The organism is Streptosporangium sp. NPDC006013 (genome assembly GCF_040614275.1).
Lineage (GTDB): Bacteria > Actinomycetota > Actinomycetes > Streptosporangiales > Streptosporangiaceae > Streptosporangium.
Window position 1 is genome coordinate 1 of the sequence record NZ_JBEXUE010000189.1, and the last position, 17,767, is coordinate 17,767.

At 72.1% G+C, this 17,767-nt stretch carries 14 protein-coding genes; 3 read left to right on the top strand and 11 right to left on the bottom strand.

From position 1 onward, the window contains the following. Nucleotides 1–93 precede the first annotated feature (93 nt). The 6 genes from ABZ260_RS26365 to ABZ260_RS26390 form a co-directional block, all read right to left on the bottom strand. Nucleotides 94–2,019 (bottom strand): dynamin family protein, encoded by a 1,926-nt coding sequence (locus tag ABZ260_RS26365; protein ID WP_355622799.1) that lies wholly within the window; start codon nt 2,017–2,019, stop codon nt 94–96. Nucleotides 2,020–2,084: 65 nt separating this feature from the next. Continuing rightward, nucleotides 2,085–3,911 (bottom strand): dynamin family protein, encoded by a 1,827-nt coding sequence (locus ABZ260_RS26370; protein WP_355622802.1) that lies wholly within the window; start codon nt 3,909–3,911, stop codon nt 2,085–2,087. A gap of 142 nt (nt 3,912–4,053) precedes the next feature. Next, nucleotides 4,054–4,887, bottom strand: a complete 834-nt coding sequence (gene grpE / locus ABZ260_RS26375) for a nucleotide exchange factor GrpE (protein WP_355622805.1) — start codon at nt 4,885–4,887, stop codon at nt 4,054–4,056. Nucleotides 4,888–4,990: 103 nt separating this feature from the next. Further along, on the bottom strand, nt 4,991–5,245 hold the full coding sequence (locus tag ABZ260_RS26380; protein WP_355622808.1) for a hypothetical protein: 255 nt from the start codon (nt 5,243–5,245) through the stop codon (nt 4,991–4,993). 162 nt (nt 5,246–5,407) lie between these two features. After that, complete coding sequence (locus ABZ260_RS26385) at nt 5,408–7,168, bottom strand: glycoside hydrolase family 15 protein (RefSeq protein WP_355622811.1); 1,761 nt, start codon at nt 7,166–7,168, stop codon at nt 5,408–5,410. A gap of 9 nt (nt 7,169–7,177) precedes the next feature. Continuing rightward, a complete protein-coding gene (locus ABZ260_RS26390; protein ID WP_355622814.1) occupies nt 7,178–7,822 on the bottom strand; it encodes a hypothetical protein in 645 nt (214 codons plus the stop codon). A gap of 48 nt (nt 7,823–7,870) precedes the next feature. On the opposite strand from ABZ260_RS26390, the gene ABZ260_RS26395 reads away from it, so the two are divergent. Next, nucleotides 7,871–9,334 (top strand): PLP-dependent aminotransferase family protein, encoded by a 1,464-nt coding sequence (locus tag ABZ260_RS26395; protein WP_355622817.1) that lies wholly within the window; start codon nt 7,871–7,873, stop codon nt 9,332–9,334. A 17-nt stretch (nt 9,335–9,351) separates the two neighbouring features. Here ABZ260_RS26395 and ABZ260_RS26400 read toward each other — a convergent pair whose 3' ends face one another. Continuing rightward, on the bottom strand, nt 9,352–9,963 hold the full coding sequence (locus ABZ260_RS26400) for a trimeric intracellular cation channel family protein (RefSeq protein ID WP_355622820.1): 612 nt from the start codon (nt 9,961–9,963) through the stop codon (nt 9,352–9,354). 38 nt (nt 9,964–10,001) lie between these two features. Beyond that, nucleotides 10,002–11,501, bottom strand: a complete 1,500-nt coding sequence (locus tag ABZ260_RS26405) for a peptide MFS transporter (protein ID WP_355622823.1) — start codon at nt 11,499–11,501, stop codon at nt 10,002–10,004. A gap of 180 nt (nt 11,502–11,681) precedes the next feature. Between ABZ260_RS26405 and ABZ260_RS26410 the strand changes: the two genes are divergently transcribed. Both ABZ260_RS26410 and ABZ260_RS26415 read left to right on the top strand, forming a co-directional pair. Then, a complete protein-coding gene (locus ABZ260_RS26410) occupies nt 11,682–13,517 on the top strand; it encodes an AMP-dependent synthetase/ligase (RefSeq protein ID WP_355622826.1) in 1,836 nt (611 codons plus the stop codon). Nucleotides 13,518–13,648: 131 nt separating this feature from the next. After that, nucleotides 13,649–14,485, top strand: a complete 837-nt coding sequence (locus tag ABZ260_RS26415; RefSeq protein WP_355622829.1) for a hypothetical protein — start codon at nt 13,649–13,651, stop codon at nt 14,483–14,485. Between the two features lie 137 nt (nt 14,486–14,622). On the opposite strand, the gene ABZ260_RS26420 is transcribed toward ABZ260_RS26415, so the two are convergent. The 3 genes from ABZ260_RS26420 to ABZ260_RS26430 are packed head-to-tail and all read right to left on the bottom strand — an operon-like array spanning nt 14,623 to nt 17,457. Beyond that, complete coding sequence (locus ABZ260_RS26420) at nt 14,623–15,636, bottom strand: NAD(P)/FAD-dependent oxidoreductase (RefSeq protein WP_355622832.1); 1,014 nt, start codon at nt 15,634–15,636, stop codon at nt 14,623–14,625. Beyond that, nucleotides 15,633–16,211, bottom strand: coding sequence for an isoprenylcysteine carboxyl methyltransferase family protein (locus tag ABZ260_RS26425; protein ID WP_355622835.1), 579 nt, complete (start codon nt 16,209–16,211; stop codon nt 15,633–15,635). Before ABZ260_RS26425 ends, ABZ260_RS26420 begins: the two co-directional genes overlap by 4 nt. Before the next feature lie 7 nt (nt 16,212–16,218). Next, the gene (locus ABZ260_RS26430; protein WP_355622838.1) at nt 16,219–17,457 is read right to left on the bottom strand and encodes a 3-oxoacyl-[acyl-carrier-protein] synthase III C-terminal domain-containing protein; all 1,239 of its coding nucleotides are present in this window, start codon (nt 17,455–17,457) and stop codon (nt 16,219–16,221) included. Between the last annotated feature and the right edge of the window lie 310 nt (nt 17,458–17,767).

Genomic DNA, 17,767 nt, shown 5'->3' on the forward strand with positions numbered 1-17,767 from the left:
CCCCCAGCGCCTTGGCGATCTCAAGGGCCAGGTCGATCTCGAAGCCGCCCCACTTCCCGCCGTTGTTCAGTGCGATGCCGGGCAGGAAGTCGGTCAGGTTCCCGCGGGGACCGGCTGCTCGGTGCCCAGGGCGGCCACCGCGCCGGCCAGTTCCTTGCGGAGTTCGTGGCCGCGCGTGGTGAGGGTGCCGATCGCGGCGATCCGGTCCTGGCCCGACTTGCGGGCCTTGAGACGGTCGGCGGCCGAGCGGGCGGAGGCGGACTTCAGCTCGGCGCGTCTGGTCTCCAGCTCCCTGCGCCGCCGGGCCAGGGTGTCGTCGGCGGCCTGCTCGACGCTCACCCGCCAGGTGGCCACCATCCGCTCCAGGTCGAGTGTCATCTCCCTGGTGACCACGGCGAACTGGTCGCGCAGCGCCCCTCTGATCGCCGCCTGGCTGCGCTGCACCTTCTCCATCGAGCGCCGCCCCATGAAGATGGCCGCGCCGATGGCCGGGGCGACCAGGATGAAGCCCACCGGGCCGAGCAGGGCCGTGGCGAAGCCGCCCAGGGACAGCCCGATCGAGGCCGAGGGCAGCACGTCCCGGATGAGGTCCACGCTTTCCGGGGCCTCGGCGGCCATGTCGCCCCTGACCTGGACCTGCGACAGGTTGGGCATCGCCTGCCTGTCGGCGGTCAGCTCGATCGGGTCGAGGCCGAGATCGCGGGCGAAGGCGTCCAGCGTGGTCCTGGCCAGCTTCTCCACGTCGTAGACGATCTGCGACCAGGCGGCCTCCAGGGAACGCTGGACGCTCACCGGCAGCTCCGCCATGTACTGGTCGATCTGGGCCTGCTTCTTCAGCGTGGCGATCGTGTTCTCGTACGGCTGGCGGATCTCGGCCACCCGCGCGCCCACGATGCCTCCCACCTCGCGTCCGATGAAGGTGTTGGCCACCATGCCCGCCCTGCGCCGCGCGGACAGCTCGGCCAGGCCCGCCAGGTCGGCGTCCACCTCGGCGAGCCGGGCGGTGACGTCGCCGTCGTCGTCGGAGCCCGCGGCGACGTCGTCCTTGGCGCTGGTCGCCAGCGAGCCCAGCACCGACAGGGCGGCGGCGACCACCGTGGCGCCCCGCGCCGACTCCCTGCCCTCGGCGAAGGCGCGCAGGTGCCGCTCCAGCGCGTCCATGCCGCTGCGCGCCCGCAGCGTGTTCGCCCGTTCCTCGCGCCCCTCGCGCCTTTTGGCCTCGGCGGCCTCGGCGAGCTTGGCGCTCACCGGGATCCACGGTGCCTCCAGGAGCGGGGCCAGCGTCGCGGCCCTGGCGGGGTCGGCGGCGATCGCCTCGGTGACGAACGTCCTCAGGCGGGTCCTGTTCTCCTCCTGAAGGTTTCGCCAGTTGGTCGAATCCTCCACCTTGGTCAGCACGAACACGATCGCCTGGACCCGTTCGGCGGCCTCCGCGAGGAACTCCAGCTCGTGCCTGAGCACCGGCTGGTCCTGCGCGCTGAGCGCGAACAGCAGCGCGTCGGCCCGCTGGAGCATGGCCACGGTCACCTGCCGGTGCCCCACCGTCAGGCTGTCCACGCCGGGAGTGTCGAGCAGCCGCAACCCGTCGAGCAGGGGGTTGTCAAGGGTGATGTCCACGCTCACCACGTCGCGGCGCTTGCCCGCGTCACCGCGCATCGAGGCGTAGTCGGGGATCGACTCGATGGTGATCGGTGTCTGCAGCGGCCCCGAGTCGGTGCTGCGGTGGACGACGGCGGCCAGCCGGGGGCCGCGCCGCAGCGACAGAAAGCAGTTGGTGGCGACGTCGGCGTCGACCGGGAGCAGGTCGGGGTGGCCCACCAGCGTGTTGAGCAGCCGGCTCTTGCCGCGTTTCTGTGCCCCGGCGACCACGATGTCGGTGCACTCGTCCTTCCAGCGGCCCGCGCACGCGGCCAGCACCTCCGCGAGGTCCTGCCTGCCGCACTGCCCGGCCAGCGCGTGGACCTCGTTGGCGTAGCGCAGCAGCCTGGCCACGGGGCCGGTCGGGTCGGGGGTCGTCATGATCCTTTTCTCCTGTCGGGGATGGATGGGGATGGGCCGGTGCCGCCTTCCGGCGGTGTCCCGCCTCAGGAACCGTCCGCGTGGTGCGACCAGATGGTCTCGTACGCCTCGCAGAGGGTCTCGGCCGCCCGTCGCTGCCGCAGGGGGAGTGGCCGGTGGGTGAGGGTGCGGAACCGGGCGCTCAGGGCGGCGGCGTAACCGGCGATCTCGGCGCGCGGGGTCCCGGGTGGCGCCCCGAGCTGGGTGGCCAGCTCGGCCCCGGAGAGCAGCAGCTCCAGCGCCCGCCGGTCGTCGGCCGGGACCATGGGGGAGGCCCGCAGCGTCTCGATCGCGGCGGGGTCCACGCGGACCGGCGGGAGCTTCTCGCCGCCCCCGCCGCCGGGGGGTGCCTGCTCCTCCAACGCCGCCGAGACGAGGTCCTCCAGGACGGTCAGCACGTCCCTGGCCCGGTGCCCGCCGGCACGTCCCTCGCTCATCATGGCGAGCGTGCGCCAGCGCATCGACGCCGCGGTGGCGGCGGCGGCGATCTGCTCGGAGGAGGACTCCGCGGGCAGGCCGAGCTGCTCGGCGGGCTCGTCGTGGCGGGCCAGGCGCAGCAGCTCGGCGGTCATCTCCTCGTTCAGGACCAGCGTTCCGCGGCCGAGCGCCTCGGCGGCGGTGAAGATCCGCAGGCCGCCCAGGGAGGTCGCGATCGGCCGGTTCTCGTCGAGCTGGGCCGCCAGCGCGTCCAGGGTGGCGCGGTCGGCCCCCATCGCCGGCGTCCTGGCGAGTGCGCGGAGCCGGGTCAGCGCGTCGAGTGCCTTCAGCTGGTCGGCGCGACGGGCGAAGTGGGCGATGCCCGCGGCCACGGAGCCGGTCGCGGCCCGCCCCGCGGAGGAGTAGCCGGAGCGTTCCAGCAGGTGGGAGGTGAGCGCCTCGGGGGAGACGGTGCCGGCCGCGCGCACCGCCTCGACCGCGCTGGTGATGCCGTAGCGGTGCAGCCGCTCCACCAGCCGGTGGCGCACCTCGGCCGGCACGGGTATCTCGGGCGCGGAGCGGAAGTCGTCCAGGTCCAGGAGGTAGTCCTCCAGGTCGTCCTCGTCGAGCCCGGCCAGCGTCTCCAGGGCCGCCACCTCCTCGCCGCCCAGCGGGAGGGCCCGCGCGGTCTCGGCCAGCAGGCCGATCACCGGGACCACGTCGAAGACGGAGGTGCGCAGGTCCTCGTATCCCTTGGCGGCCAGCCGCCTGGCGGTCGGCCACGGGTCGCCCTCGTCGCCGCGCCGGTCGACCTGGCCGAGCACGGCGAGGGTGTTGACGCAGCTCATTCCGCAGGCGTCGGTCAGCCCGCGAAACTCCGCGAGGGTGGTGTCGTCGAATTTCTGGACGTAGCGCAGCACGTAGATCATCGCTTGTGCGCGGTCGTCCTCCTCACCGGAGCCGAACAGCATGCTCCTGGCCGCCCGCTCGTTGGCGGCCGTCACCGTGTTCATGCCGGGGGTGTCGATGATGGTGACGGTGCGCAGCGACGGCAGGTCCAGGGAGACCCGCAGGCGCCGGATCCGGGCCACGTCGACGCCGAGCTCCGAGGGGAGCCGGTGGCCGGGCAACAGCCGGGAGTGGGCCACGCCGCCGTCAAGGAGCTCGATCGTGATGCGGCCGTCGTCCTCGCCGTACTCGTACTGGGTGACGACAAAGGTGCACTCACCGGCGTCCACCGGAGCGACGGGCAGTCCGAGCAGCGCGTTCACCAGCGTCGACTTGCCGCTGCTGACCGCGCCCGCCACGGCGACCCGCAGCGGCGCGTCGAGGCCGGCGCGCACCTGCGCCACCCGCTCGCGCAGCTCCGCGCCGGAAAGCCTGGCCGAGGTGGTGTCGCACAGGTGGCGCAGCAGATCCGCGGGTCCGGTGCTCACGCGTCACCGCCCTGGCCGTCCGGTGCGTTCTCGCGACCTGCCGCGCGGGCCGGGAGAGGCCGCGGGCCCGCCTGAAGGGCCGGGGTGAACCGGGTGCCCGTCGCGAGGTGCGGCACGCTGCTCTCGCGGGGCGCCGAGCCGCTCACCGCTCCGCTCCGGAGCCCGGTGAGACGTGGCGGTAGACGACGACCTGCGGTACGCGGATCACGTGCCCGCCGTCGGCGTACCCTCGCCTGACGGTCTCGGCGACGATGTCGTGCAGTTCGGGGCTGCCGGCCGGCGCGGTGCTGAACGCCTCGTGCAGGCGCGGGTCGAAGCGCTGCCCGTCCGCGACGATCTCCTGGACGCCGGCCCGGTTCAGCGCCTCCAGCAGTGTCCCGGCCAGCCGTGGGTGGCGTTCCGCGAGCTGGTCCCGGTAGCCCACGCAGGCCCCGACCAGGGCCTCACGGCCGGGGTGGCCCTCGGAGAAGAGCCTCTCCACCTGCTGGGTGAGCGCCGGGCTGATCCCGCTCCCGGAGACCTGGGCCAGTGCCTCGGACAGCGGGTCGTCCGGCGGGCCGGCGGGTGGGTCGGCGGGTGGGTCGGCGGCGGGGCGGTCCGGCACCGAGCCCGCCTGGCCCGCGGGGAACGGAGGCGTCCCCTGCGGCTGCGTCCCCTGCCACGGTGTCTCGTACGAGGCCGCCTGCCAGGTGCCCGGCACGGGTGCCTGGGCGGGGCGGCGGTTGCGGTGCCACAGATACAGGCCCGCCGCCGCCGCGGCCAGGGTGCCCGCGGCCACCGCGAGCACCAGGGGCAGCGGGAGGAGCCCGATCGATGTTCCCACCGTGACGGATCCCGCCTCTCCGGGGCGCAGGGAGCCGACACCGTCGCCTCGCAGGGATGCCGCGGGCGTGCCGACGGTCTCCCCTCGGAGTCCCGCCACCGCGCCGCAGCCGGTCAGTGCCGGCCAGGCCAGCAACAGCAGGGGAAGGAACACACGTCGGTTCCTCATCGATCGCCTTTCTCGTCGGCGGCCCTTGTGACCCGGATCCGGGTCCCCCTCCCGGTGAGGTCACGCGGGCTCACGCCGGTTCTTTCCGTCAGGCGGTCGGGAAGGGACCCGAGTACTCGGTGTAGTCGGCGACCCCGTCGCCGTTCAGGTCGACCCGGGTCTCGTCGACGTAGCCGTCGCCGTCGTGGTCGAGGTAGACGACATCGGTGACGCCGTCGCCGTCGATGTCGTAGCGCTCCTCGTCGGCGATGCCGTCACCGTCGGTGTCGATCAGCTGGGCGTCGGTTCCCCCGTCGCCGTCGTAGTCGACCAGGTCCGTGGTGGTCACGTCGAAATCGCTCATTGGTTCGTTCCTTTCCGGTGGTGTTACAGCGGATGAGAGTCACGCTCGCACCGGATTGTTGCAGCCGAATCCCAGATTTCTTGATGATTTTTAAGAAATCTGTCGGCTTGGCCGCCCTATGGGGATTAAAGGGCATAAAACGGGCGGCCGGGCGCCGTCGCCTCAGCTGAGCGCGCGGGCGGTGTGGATCAGCGGCACGTGGCTGAAGGCCTGTGGGAAGTTGCCGACCATCCGGCCGTAGCGGGGGTCGTACTCCTCGGCGAGCAGGCCGACGTCGTTGCGGAGCGACAGTAGGTGCTCGAACAGCTCGACTGCCTCGTCCTTGCGGCCGATCATCGACAGGACCTCGGCCAGCCAGAAGCTGCACGCCAGGAACGCCCCCTCGCCGCCGGGCAGGCCGTCCACCTCGTTGTCGACCGAGACCGGGTAGCGCAGCACGAAGCCGTCGACCATCAGCTCGCGCTGGATCGCCTCCACCGTCCCGATCACACGCGGGTCCTCCGGCGGCAGGAAGCCGACGATCGGGATCAGCAGCAGGGCCGCGTCCAGCTCGTTCGAGCCGTAGGACTGGGTGAAGGTGCCGCGTACCGGATCGAAGCCCTTGTCGCAGACCTCGGCGTGGACGCGGTCGCGCAGTTCCTTCCAGCGCGCCAGCGGGCCGGGCTTGCCGAAGGTCTCCATGTGCTTGACGGCCCGGTCGAGTGCGACCCAGCACATGACCTTGGAGTGCACGAAGTGCCGGCGTGGGCCGCGGACCTCCCACAGTCCCTCGTCCGGCTCGTCCCAGTGCTCCTCGACATAGGAGATCAGCTCGAACTGGATGGTCCAGGCCCGATGGTCGGACTCCAGGCCCGAGACGCGAGACAGGTACAGGGAGTTCAGGACCTCGCCGTAGACGTCCAGCTGGAGCTGGTCGACCGCGCCGTTGCCGATCCTGACCGGCCGGGAGTCCTCGTAGCCGGGCAGCCAGTCGAGCTCAAGCTCGGTGAGCCGGCGCTCCCCGGCGACGCCGTACATGATCTGCAGGTCCTGACCGCGGCCCGCGATGGCCCGCAGCAGCCAGGACCGCCACGCGCGGGCCTCGTCCAGGTAGCCGGAGCCGATGAGGGCGTCCAGGGTCATGGTGGCGTCGCGCAGCCAGCAGTAGCGGTAGTCCCAGTTGCGCACGCCGCCGAGGTCCTCGGGCAGTGAGGTGGTGGGGGCGGCGACGATGCCGCCGGTGGGGGCGTAGGTGAGCGCCTTGAGCGTGATGAGCGAGCGGACCACGGCCTCGCGCCACGGGCCCTGGTAGCCGCACCGCTCGACCCACTCGGCCCACAGCTCCTCGGTCGCGGTCAGCTGCTCGTACGGGTCGATCTCCTCGGGCCTGGGCTCATGCGAGGGGTGCCAGGTGAAGATGAACGCCATGCTGTCGCCCTCGGAGACCTCGAACCTCGCCTTGTGGGCGTAGTCACCGCCCTGGAGCGGGACGGGGGAGTGCAGCCACGCGGAGTCGGGTCCGCCGACGGCCTGCAGCAGGCCGTCGCTGCGGCGCACCCAGGGCACGATCCGGCCGTAGTCGAAGCGGATGCGGATCTCGGTGGCCATCTCCACCGTCCCCGACACGCCCTCCACGATCCTCACCAGGTCGGGGTTGGTGTGCCGGGTGGGCATGTAGTCGGTCACCCGGACCGTGCCGCCGGGGGTGTCCCACTCGCTCTCCAGGATGAGGGTCTCGCCCCGGTAGCGGCGCCGGGTGGCGTGGGGCCGCCCGGCGTCCGCGGGGCCGATCCACCACTGGCCGTTCCCGGCGTCGCCGAGCAGTGCCGCGAAGCACGAGGGCGAGTCGAAGCGCGGCAGGCAGAGCCAGTCGATGGAGCCGTCCCTGCCGATCAGGGCCGCTGACTGCATGTCGCCGATGAGAGCGTAGTCCTCGATCCACATGCCTTGAAGCTAACGCTTCGGCGTGCTCCCCGGGGGGCTGGAGCGCAACCGCGCTCCCGGACGGGTCCGCGGCATGAAGAACTGGGTCAGCGGCCCGATGGCGAGGGCGAACACCAGCGTTCCCACTCCCACGGTCCCGCCGAGCAGCCAGCCCGCGGCCAGTACGGTGACCTCGATGACGGTGCGGGCCGAGCGGATGGACAGGCCCAGACGGTTCAGGCCGGTCATCAGGCCGTCGCGCGGCCCGGGGCCGAGACCGGCGCCGATGTAGAGGCCGGTGGCCGCGGCGGTGGCGACGACGCCGAGCAGCAGGTACGCCCAGCGCGCGGCGAGCGCGTCCGGGGTCGGGGCCAGCCATATGACCGCGTCGGCGAACAGTCCGAGCAGGACGACGTTGCTGAGGGTGCCCAGCCCCGGCTTCTGCCGCAGCGGGATCCACAGCAGCATGACCAGGGCGCCCACGATGATGATCCAGGTGCCGACCGACAGGCCCAGGTGGATGGAGAGCCCCTGGTGGAACACGTCCCAGGGGCTGTTGCCCAGCTGGGACTCGATCTGCAGGCCGATGCCGACGCCGTAGAGAGCCAGGCCCGCGTACAGGCGGGTGAGCCGGTTGGGAAGGGAGCCGGGGGTGGGCAGGGAGAGTTCGCTCATGATGGCCCCAATCGTTCAGGCCGCCGCCTCCGGACAAAAGGGCCAATAATGAAAAGTGGCCTTATGGTGGTTGGTGTGGACCGGTATCTCAGTGGCCCCCAGCTCGCCCGTCTCCTGACGATCGCCCCCGGCGCCAGGCCGTACTACCGGGTGCTGGCCCAGGGCGTGCGGTCGCTGGTCCTCGACGGGCGGCTGCCGGTGCGGGTACGGATGCCCGCCGAGCGCCACCTCGCCGAGGCACTGGGCGTCAGCCGCACCACCGTGACCGCGGCCTACGACCTCCTTCGCGAGCAGGGGTACCTGGAGAGCAGGCAGGGGGCGGGGAGCTGGACGGCGCTGCCCGACGCGGGCTCGCTGGGCGCGGACAACCCGTGGATCGCCGCCGAGGACGACGGGCTGCTGCCGATGCATACCGCGGCCCCGAGCGCGATCTCGACACTGCCCGAGGCGATCGCCGCCGTCACCGGCCAGTATCCCCGCTACACGCTCGGGACGGGCTACGACCCGCTCGGGATCGCCCCGCTGCGCCAGGCGATCGCCGCCCGCTACAGCGCGCGGGGGGTGGCCACCCGGCCGGAGCAGATCCTGGTGACCACCGGAGCCCAGCAGGCCATCCACCTGGTGACCACGATGCTGCTCTCGCGCGGGGACCCGGTGCTGCTGGAGTCGCCCACCTACCCGCACGCCATCGACCTGGCCAGGATGCGCGGTGCCAGGATCGTCGGAGTCGGCATCCCCGACGAGGGCTGGCGCCACCTGGACCTGCTGACCTGCGCGATGCGCCAGTCGGCCGCCCGCCTCGCCTACGTGATCCCCGACTTCCAGAACCCGACGGGACACCTGATGGACGACGCGGCGCGAGCGGCCCTGGCCGACGCGGCGCGGCGCCACGGCACGGTTCTGGTGGTCGACGAGAGCTGGTGTGAGCTGGCGCTCGACGAGGAGGCCCGGGCCACGCCGCTGGCCGCCTTCGACACCGACGGGAGGGTGATCACCATCGGCTCGGCGTCCAAGCTGTGGTGGGGCGGGCTGCGCATCGGCTGGGTCCGCACCACCGCCGCCACGGTCCGCCGTCTTGCCGTGCTCCGCGCCTCCATCGACATCGCCAGCCCGCTCTTCGAACAGCTGGTGGTGGCCAGGTTGTTCGAGGACATCGAGGGGGCCAGGGCCGAGCGCGCCCGCCTCCTCGGCGCCTCCAGGGACGCCCTGGCGGCCGAGCTGGCGGCGCGGATGCCCGACTGGAGCTTCGTTCCGCCCAGGGGCGGCGGCTCGCTCTGGGTGCGGCTGCCGGAACCTTCGGCCACCTCGCTGGCCGACGCGGCGGCCTGCCAGGGGGTCCGGCTGGCCCCCGGCCAGTGGTTCGGCGTGGACGGCACGCTGGAGGGGCGGCTGCGGCTGCCCTTCACCCAGCCGCCCCTGGTCCTCGCCGAGGCGGTGCGGCGCATCGCAGAGGCCAGGCTCAGGGGGGCGTACGGCACCCGGCCCGCCGAGCCGCTCACCCCCGCCCTCTGAGCCCGCCCCGGGAGGGCTTACTCGGAGGTGACGCCCCTGGCCAGCGGGGCCCGCAGTTTCAGCCGCATGGCCACGATGCGCAGCCCGAAGGCCAGCAGGGCGGCGGACAGCGTGGCCGGCCAGCCGTGCAGGTTCAGGGTGTAGAGCAGTGCCATGACCGCCGAGCCGAGTGTGGCGGGCACCGCGTACAACTGGCGGTCGTACAGCAGGGTGGGGACCTGCCCGGCGAGGACGTCACGCAGGATGCCGCCGCCGACCGCGGTGATGATCCCGAGCAGGGCCGCGTGCAGGGGGGTGAGGCCGAAGTACATCGCCTTCTCGGTGCCGACCGCGCAGAACAGCCCGAGGCCCGCGGCGTCCAGCACGTTCACCGCGGGCATCACCCGCTCCACCTGCGGGTGCCAGAAGAACACGATCACCGTGGCCAGCACCGGCACGACCACGTAGCCGATGCTGGAGAAGGCGGCGGGCCGCACGTTCAGGATCAGGTCGCGGGCGATTCCGCCGCCCAGCGCGGTCATCTCGGCCAGCACGGCCATGCCCACCACGTCGAGCCGCCTGCGCACGCCCACCAGGGCGCCGGAGAGAGCGAAGACGAAGATCCCGACGAGATCGAGCACATTGTTCACCGACAAATCATCCCATGACCGGATATATGGGATTTCCGTCAGGGGGGCGGGGCGGTGCTCGGCGGCCGGTGCTCGCGCATCATCGCATGGAGCCTGCCGGCGAACGCGAGCAGCACCAGCGACGCCACGACGGCGATCAGTGCGAGGGTCAGGAAGTACGCGGGCTCCGACATGTGGTTCTTCAGCCGCCCCGTCTGCCCGCCCACGGCATCGCCCACCGAGATGGAGATGAACCACAGTCCCAGCATCTGGCTCTTGAACGCCTCGGGGGCGAGCTTGGTGGTGACCGAGAGGCCGACCGGGCTCAGCGACAACTCACCGAAGACCTGGACAAGATAGACCAGCACCAGCCACCAGACCGAGATCCTCCCGCTCTCGGCCAGCTTGGCGGCCAGGGCCATGATCATGAAGCTCAGGCCGTTGATGAACAGTCCCGCCGAGAACTTGTGCGGAGCGGTCACCCGGTTGCCCAGCCTGACCCAGAGCGCTGCGAAGACCGGCACGAAGATCATGATGAACAGCGGGTTGAACGCCTGCGTGGTGGCCGGGGTGATCCGGATGCCGAACAGTGACAGGTCCGTCTTGTTCTGGGCGAAGAACAGCAGCACGGTCGGCGCCAGGTCGTAGATCATCCAGAAGATGGCGGCGGCGATGAACAGCCAGATGTAGGCCTTCATCCGGGAGTGCTCGTCATCGGTCAGGTTGTGGCTGCCCAGCAGGATGTAGCCGAAGTAGAACACCGGCACGGCCACGATGAACAGCGTCATCACGAGTGCGAAGGTGTCGAGGTCGAAGGTGCCCGACGCCGTCCAGACGGCCAGGCCGCCGCAGGCCACGAGTGCGGCGACGGCCGCCGCGAGGCCGAAGTGCCTGCGCTCGCGCGGGGTCAGCCGGTGCCCCGGCCGCTCGCCCACGTCCTTCAGGTGCCGCCTGCCCAGCACGTACTGGGCAAGGCCCAGGGCCATGCCGACCGCCGCCGCGCCGAAGCCCAGGTGCCAGCGGTTGCCCGAGGCGAGCCAGCCGACGACGAGGGGGGCGACGAAGGCGCCTATGTTGATGCTCATGTAGAAGATCGAGAACCCCGCGTCCCTGCGTGCGTCGTCGTCTTGCGGGTAGAGCTTGCCGACCATCGTGGAGATGTTCGGCTTCATCAGCCCGGTCCCGGCGATGATGAGGAGCAGTCCGAGTGCGACGAAGGCGCCGGTCTCGACGGGGATGGCCATGCTGATGTGGCCGCACATGATGATGGAGGCGCCCCACAGCACCGCCCTGCGGGCACCGAGCACCCGGTCGGAGATCCAGCCGCCGGGCAGGGCGACGAGATAGATGAGCGCGCCGTAGATGCCGACGACCGCCTGGGCGGTCTGCTGGCTCAGGCCCAGGCCGCCGATGGCGGGGGAGGCCGCCATGAAGGTGGCGAGGATGGCCCGCAGGCCGTACCAGCTGAAGCGCTCCCATATCTCGGTGCCGAACAGTGTCGCCAGGCCGCGCGGGTGCCCGAAGAAGGTCTTCTCGCGGGCACGTCTCCCCGATGGCATGCGCCCCCCAGAATGTCACAGCGTGATCAAGCGACAACTCTACGTGCGCGTCCTGCCGGGATGCCGAAGGCGGCCGTGCATTGTGATGTTTCTTCTCCCTTTCAGGGTCTTGTCCGGGAGGAACGGCGTGTGGTGCGATGCATGCCACTCGTGCAAGTAAGCACTTTCAGGAGGCTCTGTATGACCGGTGTCCTTGAGGAGCGGGCGGCCATCGAGAGGGAGATCGCGGGCCGGACGGTCTGCGATCAGCTGAGGGAGGCGGCCGAGAGTGACCCCGACGCCCCGGCGTACTCCGACCCGGTCGAGGGGGGCTGGTCCACCCTGACCTACTCCGAGGCCCGGCAGCGAGTTCTGGAGATCGCCGCCGGGTTCGCCGCCCTCGGGCTGGAGCCCGGCGAGGCGGTCGCGCTCATGATGGTGAACCGCAGTGAGCATGTGCTGGCGGACCTGGGCACGGTGCACGCCGGCGCGGTGTCGTGCTCGGTCTACTCGACCTTCACCCCCGAGCAGGTGGCCTTCGTCGCCGGCGACGTCAAGGCGAAGATCGCAGTGCTCGGCGGACCGGCGGAGCTGGCCAGGTGGGAGCCGGTCCTTGACGACCTTCCCGAGTTGCACAAGGTGATCGTGCTGGAGGGTGCCCCGGCCGGTGACCGGTTCGTCTCCTGGGACGACTTCCTGGCCCTCGGCCGCGACCGGCTCGCGGCCGACCCCGCCGCCGTCGACGCCCGCTGGCAGGCGGTGACCGCCGACGACGTTCTCACGGTCCTGTACACCTCGGGCACCACCGGCAACCCCAAGGGTGTGCCGCTGACCCACTCCAACGTGTTCTTCGAGGTCGTGGCCACCAACAGGATGGCCGACCTGCCCAGCAAGGGCACCCAGATCTCCTACCTCACCTACGCGCACATCGCCGAGCGGGTGCTCAGCCTCTACCTGCCGCTCTTCAAGCTCTCCCACACCCACTTCTGCACCGACCTCGCCCAGCTCGGCGCGACCCTCGGCCAGGTCAAGCCGGTGCTGTTCTTCGGCGTCCCGCGCGTGTGGGAGAAGATGATGGCCCGCCTGCAGGCACTGCTGGCCACCCAGCCCGAGGAGCAGCAGGAGGGCGTGCGCAACGCCATGGCCGCCGGGCTCGCCTACATCGAGGCCAACCAGTACGGGCGTACCCCCTCGCCCGAGGTCCTGGCCGCCTACGAGCAGGCCGACGCGGCGCTGCTGTCGATCATCCGGTCGATGATCGGCTTCGACAACGCGGGCTGGCTCGCCACCGCGGCCGCGCCCATGCCGCTGGAGGTCCAGCGCTTCTTCGCCGGTCTCGGCCTGCGGGTCCTGGACGTGTACGGGATGACCGAGACGACCGGTGCCTTCACCGCCAACGCCCCCAACAGCTTCAAGCTCGGCACCGTCGGCCAGGCGGGTCCCGGCGTCGAGGTCCGCATCGCCGAGGACGGTGAGATCATCACCCGCAGCCCGGCCAACACCCGCGGCTACCTGGGACGGTCGGAGGCCACCGCCGAGCTGATCGACGCCGACGGCTGGCTGCACACCGGCGACGTGGGCTCCATCGACACCGACGGCTTCGTCAGCATCCTCGACCGCAAGAAGGAGCTCATCATCACCGCGGGAGGCGAGAACATCTCCCCGGCCAACATCGAGAACTACCTCAAGGAGCACCCGCTCATCGGTCAGGCCCTCGCCTACGGCGACCGCAGGCCCTACCCGGTGGCGATCCTCACCCTCGACGGCGAGGTGGCCCCCGGCTGGGCGCAGGCCAACGGCATCACGTTCACCACTCTGGCGGACCTCGCCGATCACCCCGACGTCCGCAAGGCCGTCGAGGGCGCCATCGCCGTCGCCAACGAGAAACTGGCCCGGGTCCAGCAGGTCAAGCGCTGGAGCCTGCTGCCGGTGGAGTGGACCGCCGAGACCGCGGAGCTCACCCCGAGCCTGAAGCTCAAGCGTCGCATCATCCACGCCAAGTACGCCGAGATCATCGACGGCATGTACGAGGACTGACCGCCGCCCGCCGGCTCCGGATTCGGACCTCGGTCTTCGGCGCCCGGCCCCCGGCGGCCGGGCGCCGCTTTGCCCAACGGGGCGTGTGTCCTCTACCTGCCTGTTACCGGCGGACTCCTAGCCTCCTGGTCATGACGTTGAGAGTCCTTCTCGCATCCCTGGCGGCCGGGGCCGTGGCCCTGCCGGTACCGGCAGGAGCTCCGGCGGCCGCAGCCGAGGACCTGACGATCCGCTCGGTGACCCTGCGTCCCGCGAATCCCGTGGTCGGGCCCGCCGACACGGTACGCATGGTGATAGAGGTGGTGGCCCGAGGCGTCATCGGCCCCGAAGGGGTGACGATCAAGGTCGAGCCGGGTGCGACCCCCGCTTCGAAGGGAACGTCCTTCCCCGTCACCGCGTCCCGCCCGGGCGGCGGTCCCGGCAGGGGCCCCGCCCTCGCGCCCGGCCCCGTACCCGGCCCGACCGTGTCCGCCCGCCTCGCCCCGGGCGCGGCGGGGATGACCGGGTTCCGCCCGTGGGAGGGGTGGGAGACCTGGCGGTTCGCGCCGGAGAAGAGCCTGAGCCGCTGGTATCCGGCCGGACCCTGGACCGTCTCCGTGACCGCGAGGGGCGCGGACGGCGCCGAGGTCACCGGACATACGGGCTTCCTGCTGAAGCGTCTGACCAGGTTCGGCGGAGTCCAGGTGGCCCCAGGAGGCTCGGGGGTGCGTGTGACGGGCGCGCTGAACCGGGTCGACCCTCAGGGGCACCTCGACTACGCCCCCTTCCCCGGCCAGCCCGTCGAGATCATGCACCGGGCCGGTAAGGACGCCGACTGGACGAAGGCGGCCGGTGCCACGACCGACTCCCACGGACGCTTCACCAGGATGGTGGCGGGGCGTACCGGCGGTGAGTGGCGGCTCAGGTTCGAGGGCACGACGCACTACGCCCCCAGGCTGGGGGTCATCCACAAGGTCTCGCCGCGCTGATGTGAGGTCACCCGCCGCCCCGGGACGCCAGAGGTGCTGGGAGCCGCCCCGACGGCCGCGTGTCCGTGACCTCCGTCCGTGACCTCCGTCCGTGACCTCCGTCCGGGAACGGAGCGGCGCGGAGCCCGGTGGCCGGGTCAGGCCAGGGCATGCACCGCCGCGCCGAACAGGGCGGGCAGCCGCCGGGCGGCCGGGACGATCAGCCGCCCCGCCGCCCGGTAACGGCGGCTGCCCACCAGCGCCCCGGTGAGCAGCCGGTGCCGTCGCGACAGCCGCAGCCAGGCGGCCTCGTACGCCCCGGGGACACCGGCCCTCAGGCAGTCGACCAGCAACCGCGCGGACGTCAGCGCGAGCGACACCCCCTCCCCGGTGAGCGCGTCGACGTAGCCGGCCGCGTCGCCGACCAGCAGCACTCGCCCCGCCACCCGGGCGCGGACCCGCTGGCGCAGTGGCCCCGCCCCGCGCACCGGGGTGGCCGCCGGTCCCTCCAGCCGCTCCAGGAGCGAGGGGAAGTCCGTCAGGTGCTCCGGATAGCCGCGCCGTCGAGAGCTCAGCACGGCGACGCCCACCAGGTTCTCGCCCACCGGCGTCACGTACGCCTCGCCGTCCGCCGCCCAGTGGACCTCGACGAAGTCCGTCCACGGCGCGATCGGGTAGTGCCGTCGAAGCCCGTACCTGCGCGGCCCGCGGCAGGGCAGTTCCAGTCCGAGCAGGGCGCGCAGCGGGGAGTGCAGGCCGTCCGCGGCCACCAGCCAGCGGGCTCGCAGTCCCGCCGCCTCGACGAGACGGCAGTCCTGCCGCACGCCGTCCACCTTGCCGGGAACGACCCGCACGCCCAGTTCCCGCGCCCGCAGGGACAGTGCGGTGTGCAGCGTGGTCCGCCGTACGCCCAGGCCAGACCCGTCGCGGAACGCCGCCTCCGCCTCGTGACGGCCGTCCAGGTAGCGGATGCCGCGCAGCGGCCTGCCCTCGACCCGCACCCCCAGCGACCGCAGGGCCGCGACCCCGGTGGGCATCAGCCCCTCGCCGCAGGCCTTGTCCACCGGTACGGCCCTGGGCTCGACGACGACGGCCTCCATCCCGGCCAGGGCGGCGTGGATGGCGGTGGCCAGCCCGGCCGGCCCCCCGCCCGCGATCAGGACGTCGATCATGCCGGCGCCCGCCCGGTGGCGGGCGGTGCGCCGTCCGGTGTCGCCGTGGCGAGCGAGGCCAGCGCGTCCTCCTCACAGCGGATCCGCACCCTCATCAGCACGGCGTTGAGCACCGTGAACGTCAGCGCGGTGACCCACGCGCCGTACACCAGCGGCAACGCGGCCCCCTCGACGGCCACCGCCACGTAGTTGGGGTGGCGGAGCAGGCGCAGCCGGTAGGGCCCCCGCTCCACCAGAGGCAGGCCCGGCACCACAATCACCTGGGTGTTCCACTGAGGGCCCAGCGAGACCACGCACCACCAGCGCAGACCCTGCGCGGCGACCACCAGGGCGAGCATCGGCCAGCCGAGCGCGGGCACGAAGGGCCGGCCGGCCAGACCCGCCTCCAGCAGGCATCCGGCCAGCAGAGCGGTGTGCAGGGCGACCATCCACGGGTAGTGGCCCCGCCCGTACGTCACCCCGCCGCGCGCCGTGCTCCATCGCGCGTTACGGCGGGCGACGATCAGTTCGGCGATCCGCTCAAGGCCGACGAGCAGCACAAGGAGCAGGTACCAGGACGACAGATGCCAGGACATCGGGCTCCTACCAGCGCAGCAGTACGAGTTCGGAGCAGAAGCCCGGCCCCATCGCCAGGAGCATCCCCGGAGTGCCGGGCGGCGGTGGCCGCAGGGCGAGCGTGTCCCGCAGGACGTGCAGGACCGAGGAGGAGGAGAGGTTTCCGATCGCGGCGAGCGAGCGCCAGGTGAGGTCCAGCGCGCCCTCGGGAAGCCGCAGCGTCTCGGCCACCGCCTCCAGGACCTTGGGGCCGCCCGGGTGGCAGACCCACGCCGTCACCTCCTCGCTGCTCAGGTCGTGGTCGGCGAGGAAGCCGTGCACGTCGTCGGCCAGGTAGGTGCGCACCACCTCGGGGACACTCGCGTCGAGCAGCACGCGGAAGCCGGTGTCGCCGACGCGCCAGCCCATCACGTGCTCGGAGCCGGGATACAGATGGCTGCGCGAGGCCACCACCGCCGGAGCCGCCCGTCCGCAGGGCCGGTGGGAGGCCGGCTCGCCGGTGGAGGGGGAGGAGCCCGCGGGGCCCGCGGGCCAGGCGGTCGCGGGAGCGCCCGCCGCCGGAGAGGACCCCGCGGGTCCCGCGGGCCGCGTCGTCGCGGACGCGCCACTCACCGCACCGGCCCGGGAGGTCGCGGGCGAGCCGGTACGCCGGGGGCGCCACTCGTCACCGCAGGCCACCACGGCCGTCGCCCCGTCGCCGAACAGGGCGCTCGCCACCATGTTGGCGACGGAGGCGTCACCGCGCTGCAGGGTGAGGGAGCACAGCTCGACCGAGAGCAGCACCGCCAGCTGCTCGGGCCAGCCGTGCAGGTAGTCGTGGAGCCGGGCGATTCCGGCCGCCCCCGCGACGCAGCCCAGTCCGAAGATGGGGATCCGCTTGACGTCCGGGCGCAGCCCGAGTCGCCCGGCCACCCTGGCGTCCACCGAGGGGGCCGCGACGCCGGTCACCGAGGTGAAGAGGATCATGTCCACGTCCTCGGGGAGGACCCCGGCCTCCTCCAGCGCGCCGCCCAGCGCCTCGGTGCCCAGCTCCACGGCTGTCTCCACGAAGGCGTCGTTGGCCGCCCCGAAGCCGTCCAGCTTGGCGTACTGCTCGAGCGGTAACGTCAGATGCCGTGACTCCACCCGCGCGGAGGTGTGCAGCCGGTCGAGTAACCGGCGGCTGGCCCCCTCGGGCAGGCACGCCCGTGCGAACGCCTCGGTGATCTCTGCCTGGGAGTGCCGGTTCGGTGGGAGCGCGCCGCGGACAGCGATGATTCGCGTCATAGGACAGACCCCCGGCTCGCGAACAGCGGACATTTGCCTTTTGCCCAGCTGGATCTGCGGCATGCGTCGCGGCAGCCTCGCTGTCCGTTCCTCGGGGCATCTCACCTAGCAACGCTGTCTGTTTCTTGTAGCGATGTCCGCTTTTTTGAGATGTTCGGTACCCGCTTTCCTGGGCGCCTCGGCCTACGATCGATCAGTGACGACGAGCCGGCCGATGTGCCCGGGGACAGGGCCGGTGCTCAGGGCCGCGCGGGGGCTGCTGCTGGCCTGCCACCCCGGGCCGAGCGCGGCGGTCACCGTCCTGGTGACC

Excerpts from the sequence above, each read along its gene's own strand:
- ABZ260_RS26365 (WP_355622799.1), bottom strand. The coding sequence starts at position 2,019 with ATGACGACCCCCGACCCGACCGGCCCCGTGGCCAGGCTGCTGCGCTAC.
- ABZ260_RS26380 (WP_355622808.1), bottom strand. The coding sequence starts at position 5,245 with ATGAGCGATTTCGACGTGACCACCACGGACCTGGTCGACTACGACGGC.
- ABZ260_RS26385 (WP_355622811.1), bottom strand. The coding sequence starts at position 7,168 with ATGTGGATCGAGGACTACGCTCTCATCGGCGACATGCAGTCAGCGGCC.
- ABZ260_RS26390 (WP_355622814.1), bottom strand. The coding sequence starts at position 7,822 with ATGAGCGAACTCTCCCTGCCCACCCCCGGCTCCCTTCCCAACCGGCTC.
- ABZ260_RS26395 (WP_355622817.1), top strand. The coding sequence starts at position 7,871 with ATGAAAAGTGGCCTTATGGTGGTTGGTGTGGACCGGTATCTCAGTGGC.
- ABZ260_RS26405 (WP_355622823.1), bottom strand. The coding sequence starts at position 11,501 with ATGCCATCGGGGAGACGTGCCCGCGAGAAGACCTTCTTCGGGCACCCG.
- ABZ260_RS26410 (WP_355622826.1), top strand. The coding sequence starts at position 11,682 with ATGACCGGTGTCCTTGAGGAGCGGGCGGCCATCGAGAGGGAGATCGCG.
- ABZ260_RS26415 (WP_355622829.1), top strand. The coding sequence starts at position 13,649 with ATGACGTTGAGAGTCCTTCTCGCATCCCTGGCGGCCGGGGCCGTGGCC.
- ABZ260_RS26420 (WP_355622832.1), bottom strand. The coding sequence starts at position 15,636 with ATGATCGACGTCCTGATCGCGGGCGGGGGGCCGGCCGGGCTGGCCACC.
- ABZ260_RS26425 (WP_355622835.1), bottom strand. The coding sequence starts at position 16,211 with ATGTCCTGGCATCTGTCGTCCTGGTACCTGCTCCTTGTGCTGCTCGTC.
- ABZ260_RS26430 (WP_355622838.1), bottom strand. The coding sequence starts at position 17,457 with ATGACGCGAATCATCGCTGTCCGCGGCGCGCTCCCACCGAACCGGCAC.